The sequence below is a fragment of the Phenylobacterium sp. genome, from assembly GCF_041916435.1.
In the GTDB taxonomy this organism is placed as follows: Bacteria; Pseudomonadota; Alphaproteobacteria; order Caulobacterales; family Caulobacteraceae; genus Phenylobacterium.
Genome location: NZ_JAYRZM010000004.1, coordinates 1 through 14,731 on the forward strand (window position 1 = coordinate 1; position 14,731 = coordinate 14,731).

The window sequence follows — 14,731 nt, forward strand, 5'->3', positions numbered from 1 at the left end:
GCGGCCCGCCCCCCTGCAAGGCGGGGCCAGGAGTCGAAGTCCCCCTCAGTCCCTGCGGGACAGCTCCCCCAGAGGGGGAGCATCTTGGCCGGCGCGCGGGCGGCGGGGGGGGATGTGGCGGCGGCGTTACATGGCGTCGGCTTGCGGTCGCACGACGGCCCCAGTGGGCCGTCAGGGTGGCCGGCGATGAAAGACCTAGAAGGAGACTGTCACCCTATGCGCCGTTTCGCCCTGATCGGCCTGGCCGCCGCCGGCCTCGCCCTCCCGTCCGCCGCCGCGTTCGCCCAGGCGCCCCGCCAGGACCAGCCCAAGGCCGAGACGGCCAAGCCGCAAACCGGCAAGCAGGAGGCGCCCGGCAAGCCGGCGGCGCAGGCCGCGCCGGGCAAGGGCGAGACCGAGCGCTACGGCCGCTGGGAGACGAGCTGGGGCGCCAAGCCGCCGGCCCCGCCGAAGACCTTCGCCAAGCCCGCCGACTGGCATCGCCACGTGCGCGCCTGCCAGCTGCGCTACAAGAGCTACAACCCGCGCACCGACACCTTCATGATCCGTCCGGGCGTCGCCCGGCGCTGCACCCGCTGAGGCGGGCGGGGCGGCGGCGGGGATGGCCGCCGCCTCATGCGCCGGCCCCCGAGTCTTCGGCCCAGCGGGCCGGGGGCCTCAGGCCTTCTTGACGAACTCGGCGCGCAGGACGAGGCCCTTGATGGTGTCGTGCCGGCAGTCGATCTCCTGCGGATCGCCGGTCAGGCGGATCGACTTGATCACCGTGCCGCGCTTCAGCGTCTGGCCCGCGCCCTTGACCTCCAGATCCTTGATCAGGGTCACCTTGTCGCCGTCGGCCAGGAGATTGCCGGCGCTGTCACGGACTTCCACGCGAGACGCCGCCTCGGCCTTGGCCTTCGCCTCGGCCGCGCTGATCCACTCGCCGGTCTCCTCGTCGTAGACGTAGTCCTCGTCGCTCATGGCCGGGCCCCTTGGTGTTGCGTGGCGGGCCTTATGGGACGTTGGGGGCGCCTTTGTCACCCCTCTCCCCTTGCGGGAGAGGGTGGCCCCACGGATGTGGGGTCGGGTGAGGGGTCGAAGACGACCTCCGCCTCGAAAGCGCGATGTCGGGCGGAGGCGGATGGGTCTGAGAGACCCCTCATCCGACCTGCATGCGCAGGCCACCTTCTCCCGCAAGGGGAGAAGGATAAGGTGGGCGCTGAAGCCCGGCGGGGCGATGTTCGCCTCCTTCAAGCGCGGCGAGACCGAGCGGGAAAAGGGCGGGCGGCTGTTCACCGACATGACCGAAGAGGGCCTTTCCGCCCTGTTCGACGGGGCGGGACTTCAGGTCGTGGACCTTTGGACCTCAGGCGACGCGCGGGCGGGGCGCGAGGGCGAGATGTGGGTGGGGGCTGTGGGCGCGACAGCAACGGCAGGACGTTAGTGTGCTTGACGGCTGATCGCCCTAAGTCCACATCCATCGTTGGAGTTCAATCAGGTCGCTTTTGCGCCTTTTACAGCGCCAACAGACACCAGAATTCTTGCTCCAAATTCCATCGTGTCAAATAGGGGCGACTTGCCCGCGCTATTCCAAAATAGGTCTAGCTCGTTCCCCGGTATCTCTTGATAGCTTCTCAGTAGCATGCCGGGAGTTCTGTCGATCACAATGGCGTTGAAGACATTCGTTTGATCAAAGTTCAGTATGAGAATTGGAGAGAGTTCGGTCCACCCTTCATATAGGGCGTCCCGAAGTAGCGTGCCCTCCGTTAAAGCCTGGACGAGCAAGGCGCTTATCACTAAGCTAAGGGCCCGTTGCTTCTTCGGGGGGCTGTTCTCTATAGAGAACACGAACGAGCCAATAACGTACGCCAGTATAAGCGCGTTTGAGTACCACCTGAGAAGCGTCGTCTGATCGTCCGACTCCATCACGCCCATTTCGACGTTTGCGCAGGCCCAAGCTGAAAGGGTGTCGGCAGCTATATCAAGAATTGGAAGGCCGTACACGGGCAATCCATTCTTTATATGCTCAACGCTCGCGAAATGTGGGAAATTTTGGCTAATATGTAGAAGTTCGTGTACAATAAACAAATTTATCGACATTTGCATAAGGCGAAGTCTATCGTACCCGGGTTCGTATCCAAATTCGCCAGCTAGTCGATCGGACTCCTGTAATATGCGTTTTATCGTGCGTGCGCGAAAAGCAATTGTGCCTTCCTGCTCGTTCAATATGAAGGCGTTATCCCCTTTTTCTTTCGTGACGCAGAGTCTAACTCGATCCAACAACGTGCAGATGGCCATCAATGGGTAGGCGAGCTGTTCGCGGATCGCCATGCGGCCCAGGTAGGTGCGAATCTCGGCTCCGGCTCGCGCGACCTCGGCAAGCGCCAAGTCTTCGTCCGTCATAATATCCCCCTCGTATCCGACGCCCTCCCCCAGCGCCCACCTATCCGACGAGTCGAGGTACCCGTCAAGGGGTCCAATTTGCGCCGAGGCGTTGGCTGCAGGTACCCCAAAAAGTATTTGGAAAGGTTCGCAGCGCAGTATATCGGTGTGCCGTCGGAACTTGGGGGGTCCTCGACGGTTACTCCGTAATTCACCCCTCGTGGCACAAGGAGGGTTACCTATGGACACGGACGCGGTTTGGGAGGCGACCGCTCAATCTCCGCATGCAGGCCCAGTGGCCGCTGGCGACAGTACAGCATGCGACCCACGTGACGCTGGTGTCGACTGTGACAGGGAAAGTCGCCAGTGGACGATTAAAGGGCTGCCGCCCGCTACTGTCGAAGTGACGCGGGAGGCGGCTAAACGGAGCGGAATGCGGCTCAACTCCTTCGTGAGCTTGGCGCTAGAACGCGCGGCTGCGGATGCGATGCCGGGAAAGCCAGTGGGTGCTCGCTTATCTGAAGTTGCTTTGGATGATCTCAACGAGATTAAATCGCAGTTGGCTCAAATTCGCGAAAAAGGTGAGCAACTTGAGTCGACGATAAATAGTATTAGCGCTATTCTTTTAAAATTATACACTGAAAAACCCTAGGCGCGGTGTGCGCCTCGGAGCTGTTGTGGCAATTGGCTAGGCAGCCGGGCTGCGTGAGGAGCAGACTAGCGCTCCTCACGTCCTACTTAGGCTTCCGCACCAATTCCTGCGTACAGGGCTGAGCGCCGCGAGCTTCGCCGCGCACGGGGTAGGGTTACATAAAGCCCATAGTCGTCGAGCCAGATGGCGGACAGATGCGTGGTGTCGGCGCGCTTTCGGCTGTGGTGTGAGAAGCCATGGTGAAGCTCCCGTCCCTTGAGCCAAGTCAACGCCACCCTCGCCTCGTGCGTCTACCCAAACGCACGGGGGCGCGGAGGTGATGCGATGAGACATGCACTGTTGGCGGCCTTGGCGGCGGGCGGGGCGCTCGCCCTTTCCGGTTGCGCGACCGATGGGGCCTATGGGCCGCCGCGGCCCTACGCGGGCGTCGCCTATGGCGGCTATTACGACGGCTACTACGGCGCCTTCAACGGCGGCTATTGGGGGCCGCGCGGGTACTTCTACTACTGGAGCCCGCAGACCAACCGCTACCACCGCGACGACGGCCATCATTTCCGGCGCGACGCCGGGCCCGGCTTCAAGCCGATCCAGGGACGCGCGCCGGCGGCGGGCATGCGCGGCCACCCGTCCGGTCCCCCGCCGGCCGGCCCGTACGAGCGTCACTGAGGCCGCGCGGGCTCACGCCCTTCTGAGGCTGCGCACCAGGTCCTGCGCGTAGGGGCGCAGGGCGTCGAGGTTGCGCACACACAGGGTCAGGTCGCGCACGGCCCAGTCGTCGTTGAGCTCGACGACGGACAGGCCCATGGGGCCGGCGACCCGCTCGGCGGTGGTGTGAGGGACGACGCCCACGCCGACGCCGGCCTGGACGAGGCGGCAGACCGCGTCGAACGAGCGGAGCTGCACGCGCAGCAGCAGCGAGCGGCCCAGGCGCGCGGCCTTGTCCGACAGGAACCGCTGCAGGGCGCTGGCGCGGTCCAGGCCGACGAACTCGTAGTCCAGCACCTCGGCGAAATCGACGGTCGGCCGGCCGGCCAGGGCGTGATGCAGCGGCGCGACGACCACGAAGCGGTCGGAGCGGAAGGGGTAGGTCTCCAGCGCGCCCATCTGCACCGTGCCGGCGACGATGCCGACGTCGGCCGCGCCCTCGGCGATCAGGCCGACGATCTCGTCGGAGAGCCGCTCCTCCAGGTCGATGCGCACGTTGGGGTGTTCGGCCAGGAAGGCGGCCAGGGCCTCGGGCAGGAACTCGGTGGAGGCGTTGGTGTTGGCCAGGATGCGCACCTCGCCGGAGACGCCCTTGGTGTAGGCGTCCAGGTCCTCGCGCAGGCGCGCGTTCATCTCCAGCATGGCGCGGGCGTGCTTGACCAGGGTGCGGCCGGCGGCGGTGGGGACCGCGCCGGCGCGCGAGCGGACGAGCAGGGCCGAGCCGATCTCCTCCTCCATCGCCCGGATGCGCGCCGAGGCCGCCCCCAGCGCCAGCCGCGCGCGCTCGGCCCCATGGGTGATGGAGCCGGCCTCCACCACCTCCACGAACAGGCGAAGATCGGTCAGGTCGAAGCGCATGGGGCGGCTTTCATCATCCTTGTCGGCAGGTGCAAGGGGCCGCCTTCCGGCGCCGCCTCCAGATGCTCCCCCGCTGGGGGAGCTGTCGGCGAAGCCGACTGAGGGGGACTATAGCCTTCGCCTCTTCGGCCGCCGTCAAAGTCCCCCTCCACCCCTTCGGGGTCCCCCTCCCCCAAGAGGGGAGGATCTGGACGCCGCCGGCTCGCGCGCAATCGGCGTGGGGGAGAGGGGAGCTGGGCTGGTCTTCCTTCGTGTTTCACGAAGGGAGCATACCGCATTTGTGCATTGTCATGGGCTTTGCGGCGGATAATCGTTCGCCGTGGGCGAAGTGCGGGCGGTTTTGGTTCACGTAGCGGCAGCCGCGCGCCTTCGTTGACAGCCTGGGGGCCGGGCTTAAAAGCGGACCCGCCTAAAGCCTTGTCCGCCGCCTTTCGGAAAGCCGAGATGACCGACGCACCCGCCCGCCTCCGGGCCCGCCCGCTATCGCCGCACGTACAGGTCTGGCGCTGGCACATCACCATGGCCACCTCGATCCTGCACCGGGTGAGCGGCATGGGGCTCTACGCCGGCGCGCTGATCCTGGCCGGATGGGCGATCAGCCTGGCCGCCGGGCCGGACGCCTACGGCCTGTTCAAGGCCTGCCTCGGCTCGCCGCTGGGCAAGCTGGTGCTGTTCCTGCTGACGCTCGGGGTGTTCTACCACCTGGCCAACGGCATCCGGCACCTGACCTGGGACGCGGGCAAGGGCCTGGACATCAAGAGCGCCAACGCCTCGGCGGTGTTCACCTTCGCCTTCACCATCGTGGCCACCCTGGCGGTGTGGGCCATCGCCTTCATGACGGGAGCGGCCTGATGACCAGCTATCGCACGCCCCTTTCGCGGGCCCGCGGCCTGGGCGCGGCGCGCCACGGCGCGGCCCACTGGATCGCCGAGCGGGTCAGCGCCATCGCCCTGGTCCCGCTGGTGCTGTGGGCGGTGTTCGCCGCCCTGGGCCTGGCCGGGACCGACTATGACGGGGCGGTGGGCTGGCTCTCCTCCAACCCGCTGAACCCGACGCTGCTGGTGCTGCTGATCGCCGTCGGCTTCTGGCACATGCATTCCGGCGCGCGGGTGGTGATCGAGGATTACCTGTCCAAGCCGTCGACGCGGGCGGCGGTGCTGATCCTGAACCTCTTCGTCTGCACGCTGGCGGGCGCGCTGGCGATCTTCTCCATCCTCAAGGTCGCGCTGGGAGGCGCTTGAGAAGTCCCATGGCGACGTACGAATTCACCGATCACAAGTTCGACGTGGTGGTCGTCGGCGCGGGCGGCTCGGGCCTGCGCGCGGCGCTGGGCTGCGCCCAGGCCGGGCTGAAGACCGCCTGCATCACCAAGGTCTTCCCGACCCGCTCGCACACCGTGGCCGCCCAGGGCGGCATCTCGGCGAGCCTGGGCAACATGGGCGAGGACGACTGGCGCTGGCACATGTACGACACCGTCAAGGGGTCGGACTGGCTGGGCGACCAGGACGCCATCGAATACCTGTGCCGCAACGCGCCGGCCGCGGTCTACGAGCTGGAGCACTGGGGCGTGCCGTTCAGCCGCACGCCCGAGGGCAAGATCTACCAGCGCGCCTTCGGCGGCATGACCCGCAACTACGGCGAGGCGCCGATCCAGCGCACCTGCGCGGCGGCCGACCGCACCGGCCACGCCATGCTGCACACCATGTACGGGCAGAGCCTGGCGCACGACACCGAGTTCTTCATCGAGTACTTCGCCCTCGACCTGATCATGGACGAGGGCGCCTGCCGGGGCGTGACCGCCTGGAAGCTCGACGACGGGACCATGCACCGCTTCCAGGCGCAGCTCGTGATCCTGGCGACCGGCGGCTACGGGCGGGCCTACTTCTCGGCCACCAGCGCCCACACCTGCACCGGCGACGGCAACGCCATGGTGCTGCGCGCCGGCCTGCCGCTGCAGGACATGGAGTTCGTGCAGTTCCACCCGACCGGCATCTACGGCGCCGGCTGCCTGATCACCGAGGGCGCGCGGGGCGAGGGCGGCTACCTGACCAACTCCGCGGGCGAGCGCTTCATGGAGCGCTATGCGCCGAGCGTGAAGGACCTGGCGCCGCGCGACATGGTCAGCCGCGCCATGACCATGGAAATCCGCGAAGGCCGCGGCGTGGGCCCGAACAAGGACCACATCTTCCTGCACCTGGACCACCTGGACCCGAAGATCCTGCACCAGCGCCTGCCGGGCATCTCCGAGAGCGCGCGGATCTTCGCCGGGGTCGACGTGACCAAGGAGCCGATCCCGGTGCTGCCGACCGTGCACTACAACATGGGCGGCATCCCGACGAACTTCTACTCCGAAGTGGTCACCCGCGAGGGCAAGGACCCGGACAAGGTGGTGCCGGGCCTGATGGCCGTGGGCGAGGCCGCGTGCGTCTCCGTGCACGGCGCCAACCGCCTGGGCTCCAACTCGCTGATCGACCTGGTCGTGTTCGGCCGCTCGGCGGCCCTGCGCGCGGCCGACACGGTCAAGGCCGGGGCCACCCAGCCGGAGCTGAAGCCGGCGATGACCGAGACGCACATGGCCCGCTTCGACAAGCTGCGCAACGCCTCGGGCGGCACGCCCACGGCCAAGCTGCGCCTTGAGATGCAGCGCGCCATGCAGGAGGACGCCGCCGTCTTCCGCACCCAGGAGGCGCTGGAAAGCGGCGTCAAGCGGCTGGCCGCCGTGCACGACAAGCGCGCGGACCTGGGCGTCACCGACCGCGGGCTGGTGTGGAACACCGACCTGATGGAGACGCTGGAGCTGGACAACCTGATCGGCCAGGCGACGGTGACGGTGAACGGGGCGCTGAACCGCACCGAGAGCCGCGGCGCCCACGCCCGCGAGGACTATCCGGACCGCGACGACGCCAACTGGATGAAGCACACCCTGGCCTGGTTCGACGACGCCAGCGGCAAGGTGAAGCTGGACGACCGTCCGGTGCACAGCTTCACCATGACCAACGACATCGCCTACATCCCGCCGAAGGCCCGGGTCTACTGATGTCCGCGTCCGCCCAAGCCCAACGTCCGACCGTCTCCATCGAGGATCGCGCCTGATGGTCCAGCTTTCGCTGCCGAAGAACTCCCGCGTCACCAAGGGCCGTCACCACCCGGCGCCGGCGGGGGCCAAGAACGTTAAGACCTTCCGCATCTACCGCTACGATCCGGAAGGGACCGAGAACCCGCGCTGGGACACCTACGACGTGGACGTGGACGCCTGCGGGCCGATGGTCCTGGACGTGCTGATCCACATCAAGAACACCATGGACTCGACCCTGGCGTTCCGCCGCTCGTGCCGCGAAGGCGTGTGCGGCTCCTGCGCGATGAACATCGGCGGGCGCAACACCCTGGCCTGCACCCACGGCCACGCCGACGAGCCGGCCCGCGAGGTGCAGATCAGCCCCTTGCCGTCGATGCCGGTGGTCAAGGACCTGATCCCGGACCTGACGCTGTTCTACGCCCAGTACGCCTCGATCGAGCCGTGGCTGCACACCGAGACGCCGGAACCGCAGCGCGAGTGGATCCAGAGCCCCGAGGACCGCGAGAAGCTGGACGGGCTCTACGAGTGCATCCTGTGCGCGTGCTGCACCACCTCGTGCCCGAGCTACTGGTGGAACGGCGACCGCTACCTGGGCCCGGCGGCCCTGCTGCACGCCTATCGCTGGCTGATCGACAGCCGCGACGAGGCCACCGGCGAGCGGCTGGACGAGCTGGAGGATCCCTTCAAGCTCTACCGTTGCCACACGATCATGAACTGCGCTCAGGTGTGTCCCAAGGGGCTCAACCCCGCCAAAGCCATCGCCGAGGTGAAGAAGATGCTGGCGGATCGTCTCGTCTGATCCCAAAAAAATAGGCGTCAACAAGTTGACGCCAGCGTCACTTTTGGGCATCGGGGAGGGATGAACGACGTGACCGCACATGTGGTGATCCTGGGCGCCGGCCATGCGGGCGGCACCGCGGCCGCTCTGCTGCGCCAATACGGTCACGAGGGGCCGATCACCCTGGTCGGCGAAGAGCCGATCGCCCCCTACCAGCGGCCGCCGCTTTCCAAGGCCTGGCTGAAGGGCGAGGCCGACGCCGACTCCCTGGCGCTCAAGCCGGTGGAATTCTACGCCGAGAACAACATCGACTTCCGCTCCGGCGTGCGGGCCGTCTCCATCGACCGCGGCAAGAAGACCGTGGCCCTCTCCAACGGCGAGGCCGTTTCCTACGACATCCTGATCATCGCCACCGGCGCGCGGCCGATCGTGCTGCCGATCGAGGGCAAGGATCTTGCCGGCGTGCTCTTCCTGCGCACCGCCGAGGACGCCGAGAAGCTGAAGGCCGCGCTCGGCCCGGGCAAGCGGCTGGCGGTGGTGGGCGGCGGCTACATCGGTCTGGAGGCGGCGGCCAGCGCCCGCGCCCTGGGCGCCGAGGCGGTGGTGATCGAGCGCGAGCCGCGCCTGCTGGCCCGCGTGGCCTGCGAGGCCCTGTCGACCTTCTTCAAGGACTATCACGAGAAGCACGGCGTCACCTTCGAGCTCGGCGCGGAGGTGACCGGTTTCAAGGGCGAGGGCGGCCATGTCACGGGCGTGGCCCTGGCCGACGGGCGCGTGATCGCCTGCGACGCGGCCCTGGTCGGCGTGGGCGCGCGGCCCAACGACGAGATCGCTTCCGAGGCCGGGCTGGAATGCGCCCGCGGCGTGGTGGTGAACCTGGAGGCGCGCACCTCCGATCCGGCGATCTTCGCCATCGGCGACGTGGCCCACCGGCCGATGCCGATCTACGGCCGCATGTTCCGCATGGAAAGCGTGCCCAACGCCCTGGAACAGGCCAAGCAGGCCGCCAGCGCCATCACCGGCCGCCCCGCGCCGGCGGGCGAGACGCCCTGGCAGTGGTCGGACCAGTACGACATCAAGCTGCAGATCGCCGGCTATCCCTTCGACGTGGACAGCCTGGTGCTGCGCGGCGACCCCAAGAGCGCCAAGTTCGCCGTGTTCCATCTGAAGGGCGACCAGGTGCAGGCGGTCGAGGCGATCAACTCGCCGCCCGAGTTCATGATGGGCCGCCAGCTCATCGGAAACCGCAAGCCCGTTTCGCGTGAGAAGCTTGCGGACACAACCGTTTCCATGAAAGAGGTCGCGCTATAGGCGCGCGAAAAGGGAAGAAATGGCCAAGATCACCTACATCGAACACAACGGCGCCGAGCACGTGGTCGACGTCAAGACCGGGCTGTCGGTGATGGAAGGCGCGGTGAAGAACAACATCCCGGGCATCGACGCCGACTGCGGCGGCGCCTGCGCCTGCGCCACCTGCCACGTCTATGTGGACCCGGCCTGGCTGGAGAAGACCGGCGAGAAGTCGGCCATGGAGGAGTCGATGCTCGACTTCGCCGAGGGCGTCGAGGACAACAGCCGCCTGTCCTGCCAGATCAAGGTGAGCGACGCCCTGGACGGCCTGGTCGTGCGCATGCCGGAAAGCCAGCACTAAGCGCCGGCGCGGTTCCGGCTGGGCCGGAGCCGAGGTCGGATAAGGGTTTGCAGCGGTCGGCTCGGAAGGGCCGGCCGTTTTGCGTTTGGGGACGGGGCGTCAATTCGCCGGCGGAATCCGTGCTTCAATTGCGCGGAGATGCAGCAGGGCCGTCGCTCCAGCGGGCCTGGCGACTCCCCATCGCCACCATGTCCATGATCCTGCCGTTCCTCTTCTGGCCATCGTGGGCCATGGCCGGATCGGCCACCAGAAACCACAGCCAGATCCGCGTGAACGGAGCCACCACATTGATCGTGGGGACCCCTAGGAGCATTTCTGTCGCCGGGCTCGCATTGTAGAACGTCAGCTGATCATTCGGATCGTGGTAGGCCACGACTTCGATGGAGGGCTTGGAAAGAGGCCTCACCTGCGATGTCAGACAGCTCTTCATCTCAGCTCCGCCAAGGCCGACCTGCATCTGCGACAGGCGCAGCAGTGTGATCTGGTTGGCCAGCATGTGGAACTGCTGCGTCCGACAGAGGATGTTCTCCGCAGCGGTGAGGCGCAGGTCACGCGTCTGATCGGCCGTGTCCGTCGGCGCTGGCGTCGCCAGCTCGTCCGCCGAAGCGGGGGCTGCAAGCGCATCGAGCAGGACGAAGCCTCCCAGGCTTTCGGTGATGACGGCAAACCGCTGGTCAGGCTCATCCAGCGCCTCGATGCTCGGCCGGCCTCGCGCACGGTCGGGATGCAGTGCAGCCACCCTCCGGGAGACATCGCTGATCTCCACAGCCATGGCGTCTCGCGCCGCCGTTCGGATGACGGCCTCGAACTTCGACATCACGATTGTGGCGTCGCCGAAGCCCCAGTCCATGATTTCGGACTTCAGCCATTTGTTTCCGACGAGCGGCGTCGTCGCCTCTGCTTTGCCCGGCATGGGCTCGTGCATGAAGTCGCGGCACCATCGGGAGCGGTCGGACGGCCCGATCAGGTGCGCATCATAGGCGATGAGTTCGCGGCATTTTATTCGCGCGAGCGGTCGCCAATAGTTGAAACTGTAAAACGCGACGTGCTTGCCGCCAGGCGCGTCGTAGATCGCGACGTCGACGTACGGAAGGTCGCGCCCCCAATCGGCGTCGGTCTTCCAGACCTCATTTCCGTCGATACGCACTGACGGCCTTTCCTTCTCAAGCAGAAGGACCTGTCGGGGTGCGCCCTGCAACGTCAGGTGAAGCTTCTGGGCGAGGTGGCCCCTGACGTCGGCCTGATCCTGGTCTTCGTCCGCCCGCATCCCGTGCGCCACGAGGATGTTGAGAGACCCGCCGGGCGGCGTGTCGTTGAGCAGGTCGGCGACGCCCTTCAATGATTGATCCGGCCGAATGGCCACCGGCCCCGTCGTCGCGCAACCGCACAAGGTCGCCGCCGCGGCCAGCGCCATGATCGCAGTCATCGCTCGCAAGCCGATGGCTCGGCCAAATCCGTTCGGCACAAAGCCCCCCATATTCTATGGCGTCAGCGATTTGAGAACGCCGTTCTTTGAAATTCAACCAAAGGGGGTTTGCTGTCAATATGCTCGTCATAAGCGCGGCCGCTGCCCCGTCTGGAGACGTCTTCCAGACCGGCGCCGTTGAACAATCGCTCAAACTCTGGCGGGTGCGGATCAAGATTCCCGAAGCGCCCTGGGCCGAGGCGCGTTCCGGCGACGGCGCTGCGCTAGTGGGCTGGCCTGCAGGGCCTGAGCGCTTCCATCCCTTCGCGCCTCACGCCGAATAGCCGCCGTCGATCGTCAGGCTGGCGCCGGTGACGAAGCCGGCTTCCTCGCGCGCCAGGTAGCTGACGAGGCCGGCGATCTCGCGCGGCTCGCCCATGCGGCCCAAGGGGACGAGCGGGAGCACCATGCCGGCGTGGTCGGCGGTCATGTCGGTGGCGGTGGGGCCGGGCTGGATGTTGTTGACGGTGACGCCGCGGGGGGCGAGGTCGATCGCCGCGCCCCTGACCAGGGCGGCGACGGCCGCCTTGGTCATGGCGTAGACGCCCGCCCCCGGAAAGCCGACGCGCTCGGCGACGTTGCTGCCGATGGTGATGATCCGGCCGCCCGCGGGCAGGTGCGGGGCGGCGTAGCGCAGGGCCACGAACACCCCGCGGACGTTGACAGCGACCATCCGGTCGAAGTCGTCCAGCGCATAGGTGTCGATGGTCGCCAGCTGCAGGATGCCGGCATTGACCGCGAGGATGTCGAGGCGGCCGAACTCGGCGAGGGTGCGCGCGACGGCGGCCTCGATCTGCGCGGGCTCGCCGCTGTCGGCGCGGATGGCGATCGCCGCGCCGCCGTCCCGCACGACCTCGGCGGCGAGGGCCTCGGCGCTCTCGGCCGAGGCGGCGTAGGTGAAGGCCAGCCTGGCGCCGTCGGCGGCGAGGCGGCGGACGACGCCAGCCCCGATCCCGCGCGAGCCGCCCAGCACCAGGGCGACCTTGCCGTTCAATTCGCGTTCGTCGTTCATCGCAAAGCCTCGTTCTTGACCGATCAGTCCGAAATTGGCCGCGCCTTAGCCCGTTACGGATCAATCAGTCAAGAACGTTTTGGACAGATCGGTCCAATATGATAGGAACCGGCCATGGCCAGACCCGTCGAATTCGATCCCGACGCCGCGCTCGAGGCGGCGATCGAGGTGTTCTCGGACCACGGCTACGAGGGCTCGTCCACCACGGCCCTGCTCGCGCGCATGGGCATCGCGCGGCAGAGCCTCTACTGCGCTTTCGGCGACAAGCGCCGGCTCTTCCTGAAGGCGCTGGAGCGCCACGTCGACGACAGCCTGGCCGAGATGGCCAGGGCCCTGCGCTCGACGGACGGCCACATCGAGGCGCTGGAGGCGGCGCTGCTGGCCTTCGCCGGTCCGGCCGCCGGCTGCCTGGGCCTGGGGGCGGTCACCGAGTTCGGCCGGTCGGACCCGCAAATCAACGCCGTCAACGACGCTGGCGCCCAGGCGATGCGGTCTCTGCTGGCGGCGCACCTGCGCGCCGGCATGGCGGCCGGCGAGATCGGCGAGGTGGACGCCGAGGCGGCCGCCGGTTTCCTGCTGGCCGTTCGCGCCGGCCTGAAGATCGCCGCGCGTAACGGCGCGCCGCCGGACGAGCTGCGCTCCACCGCGCGCATGGCGCTGCGCGGCCTGCGCGCTCGGTCCTGAACCTTCGCAGCCGCGCGCGGCGTCCGCTCGCGAGGCTACCGCCTCCTGTTCACGCGGGCGCTCGTCGGCCCGCTACAGCCGCCCGCGCCGTCAGTCGAGGTTCGGCCGGCGGGTGTGGAAGTCGGTCACCTGTTGGTAGGCGTGGCCGGCCCGGCAGAGCAGCCCTTCCTGCAGATGGCGGCCGATGAGCTGGAGGCTGAGCGGCAGGCCGTCCGGATCGAAGCCGCAGGGCACGCTGAGCGTGGGGCTGCCGGTGAGGTTGAACGGCACGGTGTAGGGCATCAGCGCCGCCGTGAGGGCGGCCATGTCGTCGCCCAGGGCCGCGACCTCGTCCCAGGTCGGCGCGCCGCGCGGCAGGGTGGGCGTGGCGATCAGGTCCACCTGGGCGAAGATCCGCGCCATTTCACCTCGATACCGCTCGCGGGCCAGCACGCCCTGGGCGACGTGCGGTCCCGGAATCCGGGCGCCGTCCTCCAGCATGTGGCGAAGGGAGGGGCCGTAGTCGTCGGCGCGGGCCGGGAAGGTGGCCTGGTGCGCCAGGACGACCTCGGCGGTCATCGCGGCCATGGCTTCGCCCACGGGCGCGGGGGGCATGGTCACCGGGACCGTGCGGGCGCCCAGCGCCTCGAGCGTGGCGAGCGCGGCCCTGAAGGCCTCGACCATGGCCGGCGCGCAGCCCGTGGTCGCGAAGTCCCAGTCGACGCCGACGACCACGCCTTCGATCCCCGCGCCGATCGTGGCCAGGTAGTCCGGCGTCGGGGCCGGCAGGGCGGTGGGGTCGTCGGCGTCGGCCCCGGCGATCGCGCGCAGGATGGCGGCGGCGTCGGCGGCGCTGCGCGCCAGGGGGCCGATGTGGTCGAAGCTCTCGGCCAGGGGGAAGAGGCCATGGCGGCTGACCCGGCCCCAGGTGGGCTTGATCCCCGACAGGCCGCAGGCGGCGGACGGCATGCGGATGGAGCCGCCGGTGTCGGTGCCGAGGGCGCCGTAGCAGAAGCCCGCCGCCGGGGCGACGCCGGAGCCGCTCGACGACACGCCGGTCCAGCGCCCGGCTTTCCAGGGATTGTCCGGCCGCGGGAAGTCCGGGTGATGGTCCAGGGTCGCCCCTTCGGTCATGTGCAGCTTGCCGATGATCACCGCGCCGGCCCGCCGCAGCCGCGTGACCGCCGTGGCGTCGTAGTCCGGCCGGAAATCGCGGTGGACGGCCATGCCGGCGCTGGTGGGCAGGCCCTTCGTGAACAGCAGGTCCTTCAGGCCGATGGGCACGCCGTGCAACGGCCCGCGCCACTGGCCCGCGGCGATCTCGCGGTCGGCCTGGTCGGCCTCGGCGAGGGCGCTCTCCGGCAGGACGCGCAGGAAGCTGTTCAGGCCGCCGTCCAGGCGGTGGATGCGGTCCAGCAGGGCCTGGCAGACCTCGCGGGCGGAGACCTCGCGGCGGCGGATGCGCTCGGAGACCTCCAGCAGGCCGGCGTAGTGCAGATCGCTCGACATC

Annotated in this window: 17 protein-coding genes; 11 read left to right on the forward strand and 6 right to left on the reverse strand. The window is 68.1% G+C overall.

Features of this window, described 5'->3' with window-relative positions; genetic code table 11:
* Positions 1-216 precede the first annotated feature (216 nt).
* Positions 217-579, forward strand: a complete 363-nt coding sequence (locus ACE3TA_RS11440) for a BA14K family protein (protein WP_374573705.1) — start codon at positions 217-219, stop codon at positions 577-579.
* Positions 580-657: 78 nt separating this feature from the next.
* On the opposite strand, the gene ACE3TA_RS11445 is transcribed toward ACE3TA_RS11440, so the two are convergent.
* Entirely contained in the window at positions 658-870 is a 213-nt protein-coding gene (locus ACE3TA_RS11445; RefSeq protein WP_374574804.1) for an alkylphosphonate utilization protein, read from the reverse strand.
* A 250-nt stretch (positions 871-1,120) separates the two neighbouring features.
* Here ACE3TA_RS11445 and ACE3TA_RS11450 point away from each other — a divergent pair, with 250 nt between their 5' ends.
* Positions 1,121-1,423, forward strand: a complete 303-nt coding sequence (locus ACE3TA_RS11450) for a hypothetical protein (protein ID WP_374573707.1) — start codon at positions 1,121-1,123, stop codon at positions 1,421-1,423.
* Between the two features lie 50 nt (positions 1,424-1,473).
* Here the strand turns inward: ACE3TA_RS11450 and ACE3TA_RS11455 are convergent, their stop codons facing one another.
* Complete coding sequence (locus tag ACE3TA_RS11455) at positions 1,474-2,382, reverse strand: hypothetical protein (protein WP_374573709.1); 909 nt, start codon at positions 2,380-2,382, stop codon at positions 1,474-1,476.
* Positions 2,383-2,602: 220 nt separating this feature from the next.
* Here ACE3TA_RS11455 and ACE3TA_RS11460 point away from each other — a divergent pair, with 220 nt between their 5' ends.
* Together ACE3TA_RS11460 and ACE3TA_RS11465 are read left to right on the forward strand one after the other, a co-directional pair.
* A complete protein-coding gene (locus tag ACE3TA_RS11460; RefSeq protein WP_374573711.1) occupies positions 2,603-3,013 on the forward strand; it encodes a hypothetical protein in 411 nt (136 codons plus the stop codon).
* A 324-nt stretch (positions 3,014-3,337) separates the two neighbouring features.
* Positions 3,338-3,679 (forward strand): hypothetical protein, encoded by a 342-nt coding sequence (locus ACE3TA_RS11465; RefSeq protein ID WP_374573713.1) that lies wholly within the window; start codon positions 3,338-3,340, stop codon positions 3,677-3,679.
* 12 nt (positions 3,680-3,691) lie between these two features.
* On the opposite strand, the gene ACE3TA_RS11470 is transcribed toward ACE3TA_RS11465, so the two are convergent.
* Positions 3,692-4,576 carry a LysR substrate-binding domain-containing protein gene (locus tag ACE3TA_RS11470; RefSeq protein WP_374573715.1) on the reverse strand — a complete coding sequence of 295 codons (885 nt, stop codon included), beginning with the start codon at positions 4,574-4,576 and terminating at the stop codon, positions 3,692-3,694.
* 444 nt (positions 4,577-5,020) lie between these two features.
* On the opposite strand from ACE3TA_RS11470, the gene sdhC reads away from it, so the two are divergent.
* The 6 genes from sdhC to ACE3TA_RS11500 are packed head-to-tail and all read left to right on the forward strand — an operon-like array spanning position 5,021 to position 10,081.
* Positions 5,021-5,428 (forward strand): succinate dehydrogenase, cytochrome b556 subunit, encoded by a 408-nt coding sequence (sdhC, locus tag ACE3TA_RS11475; protein WP_374573717.1) that lies wholly within the window; start codon positions 5,021-5,023, stop codon positions 5,426-5,428.
* Positions 5,428-5,817, forward strand: a complete 390-nt coding sequence (sdhD, locus tag ACE3TA_RS11480) for a succinate dehydrogenase, hydrophobic membrane anchor protein (RefSeq protein WP_374573719.1) — start codon at positions 5,428-5,430, stop codon at positions 5,815-5,817. The genes sdhC and sdhD overlap by 1 nt, the downstream gene beginning before the upstream one ends.
* Before the next feature lie 8 nt (positions 5,818-5,825).
* A complete protein-coding gene (gene sdhA, locus ACE3TA_RS11485; RefSeq protein ID WP_374573721.1) occupies positions 5,826-7,613 on the forward strand; it encodes a succinate dehydrogenase flavoprotein subunit in 1,788 nt (595 codons plus the stop codon).
* 55 nt (positions 7,614-7,668) lie between these two features.
* Entirely contained in the window at positions 7,669-8,451 is a 783-nt protein-coding gene (locus ACE3TA_RS11490) for a succinate dehydrogenase iron-sulfur subunit (protein WP_374573723.1), read from the forward strand.
* Positions 8,452-8,511: 60 nt separating this feature from the next.
* Complete coding sequence (locus ACE3TA_RS11495) at positions 8,512-9,741, forward strand: NAD(P)/FAD-dependent oxidoreductase (protein WP_374573725.1); 1,230 nt, start codon at positions 8,512-8,514, stop codon at positions 9,739-9,741.
* 19 nt (positions 9,742-9,760) lie between these two features.
* A complete protein-coding gene (locus ACE3TA_RS11500; RefSeq protein WP_374573727.1) occupies positions 9,761-10,081 on the forward strand; it encodes a 2Fe-2S iron-sulfur cluster-binding protein in 321 nt (106 codons plus the stop codon).
* Between the two features lie 124 nt (positions 10,082-10,205).
* Here the strand turns inward: ACE3TA_RS11500 and ACE3TA_RS11505 are convergent, their stop codons facing one another.
* Both ACE3TA_RS11505 and ACE3TA_RS11510 read right to left on the reverse strand, forming a co-directional pair.
* Entirely contained in the window at positions 10,206-11,507 is a 1,302-nt protein-coding gene (locus ACE3TA_RS11505) for a hypothetical protein (protein ID WP_374573729.1), read from the reverse strand.
* Positions 11,508-11,817: 310 nt separating this feature from the next.
* Positions 11,818-12,558, reverse strand: a complete 741-nt coding sequence (locus ACE3TA_RS11510) for an SDR family oxidoreductase (RefSeq protein ID WP_374573731.1) — start codon at positions 12,556-12,558, stop codon at positions 11,818-11,820.
* A 114-nt stretch (positions 12,559-12,672) separates the two neighbouring features.
* On the opposite strand from ACE3TA_RS11510, the gene ACE3TA_RS11515 reads away from it, so the two are divergent.
* Positions 12,673-13,242 (forward strand): TetR/AcrR family transcriptional regulator, encoded by a 570-nt coding sequence (locus ACE3TA_RS11515; protein ID WP_374573733.1) that lies wholly within the window; start codon positions 12,673-12,675, stop codon positions 13,240-13,242.
* Between the two features lie 90 nt (positions 13,243-13,332).
* Here the strand turns inward: ACE3TA_RS11515 and ACE3TA_RS11520 are convergent, their stop codons facing one another.
* Positions 13,333-14,730: an amidase gene (locus tag ACE3TA_RS11520; RefSeq protein ID WP_374573735.1), complete on the reverse strand. Its 1,398-nt coding sequence runs from the start codon at positions 14,728-14,730 to the stop codon at positions 13,333-13,335.
* Position 14,731 lies beyond the last annotated feature (1 nt).

Bases quoted from the DNA above. Each gene is read 5' to 3' on its own strand.
- ACE3TA_RS11440 (WP_374573705.1), top strand. From the start codon at position 217: ATGCGCCGTTTCGCCCTGATCGGCCTGGCCGCCGCCGGCCTCGCCCTC.
- ACE3TA_RS11450 (WP_374573707.1), top strand. From the start codon at position 1,121: ATGGGTCTGAGAGACCCCTCATCCGACCTGCATGCGCAGGCCACCTTC.
- ACE3TA_RS11455 (WP_374573709.1), bottom strand. From the start codon at position 2,382: ATGACGGACGAAGACTTGGCGCTTGCCGAGGTCGCGCGAGCCGGAGCC.
- ACE3TA_RS11460 (WP_374573711.1), top strand. From the start codon at position 2,603: ATGGACACGGACGCGGTTTGGGAGGCGACCGCTCAATCTCCGCATGCA.
- ACE3TA_RS11465 (WP_374573713.1), top strand. From the start codon at position 3,338: ATGAGACATGCACTGTTGGCGGCCTTGGCGGCGGGCGGGGCGCTCGCC.
- ACE3TA_RS11470 (WP_374573715.1), bottom strand. From the start codon at position 4,576: ATGCGCTTCGACCTGACCGATCTTCGCCTGTTCGTGGAGGTGGTGGAG.
- sdhC (WP_374573717.1), top strand. From the start codon at position 5,021: ATGACCGACGCACCCGCCCGCCTCCGGGCCCGCCCGCTATCGCCGCAC.
- sdhD (WP_374573719.1), top strand. From the start codon at position 5,428: ATGACCAGCTATCGCACGCCCCTTTCGCGGGCCCGCGGCCTGGGCGCG.
- sdhA (WP_374573721.1), top strand. From the start codon at position 5,826: ATGGCGACGTACGAATTCACCGATCACAAGTTCGACGTGGTGGTCGTC.
- ACE3TA_RS11490 (WP_374573723.1), top strand. From the start codon at position 7,669: ATGGTCCAGCTTTCGCTGCCGAAGAACTCCCGCGTCACCAAGGGCCGT.
- ACE3TA_RS11495 (WP_374573725.1), top strand. From the start codon at position 8,512: ATGAACGACGTGACCGCACATGTGGTGATCCTGGGCGCCGGCCATGCG.
- ACE3TA_RS11500 (WP_374573727.1), top strand. From the start codon at position 9,761: ATGGCCAAGATCACCTACATCGAACACAACGGCGCCGAGCACGTGGTC.
- ACE3TA_RS11505 (WP_374573729.1), bottom strand. From the start codon at position 11,507: ATGACTGCGATCATGGCGCTGGCCGCGGCGGCGACCTTGTGCGGTTGC.
- ACE3TA_RS11510 (WP_374573731.1), bottom strand. From the start codon at position 12,558: ATGAACGACGAACGCGAATTGAACGGCAAGGTCGCCCTGGTGCTGGGC.
- ACE3TA_RS11515 (WP_374573733.1), top strand. From the start codon at position 12,673: ATGGCCAGACCCGTCGAATTCGATCCCGACGCCGCGCTCGAGGCGGCG.
- ACE3TA_RS11520 (WP_374573735.1), bottom strand. From the start codon at position 14,730: ATGTCGAGCGATCTGCACTACGCCGGCCTGCTGGAGGTCTCCGAGCGC.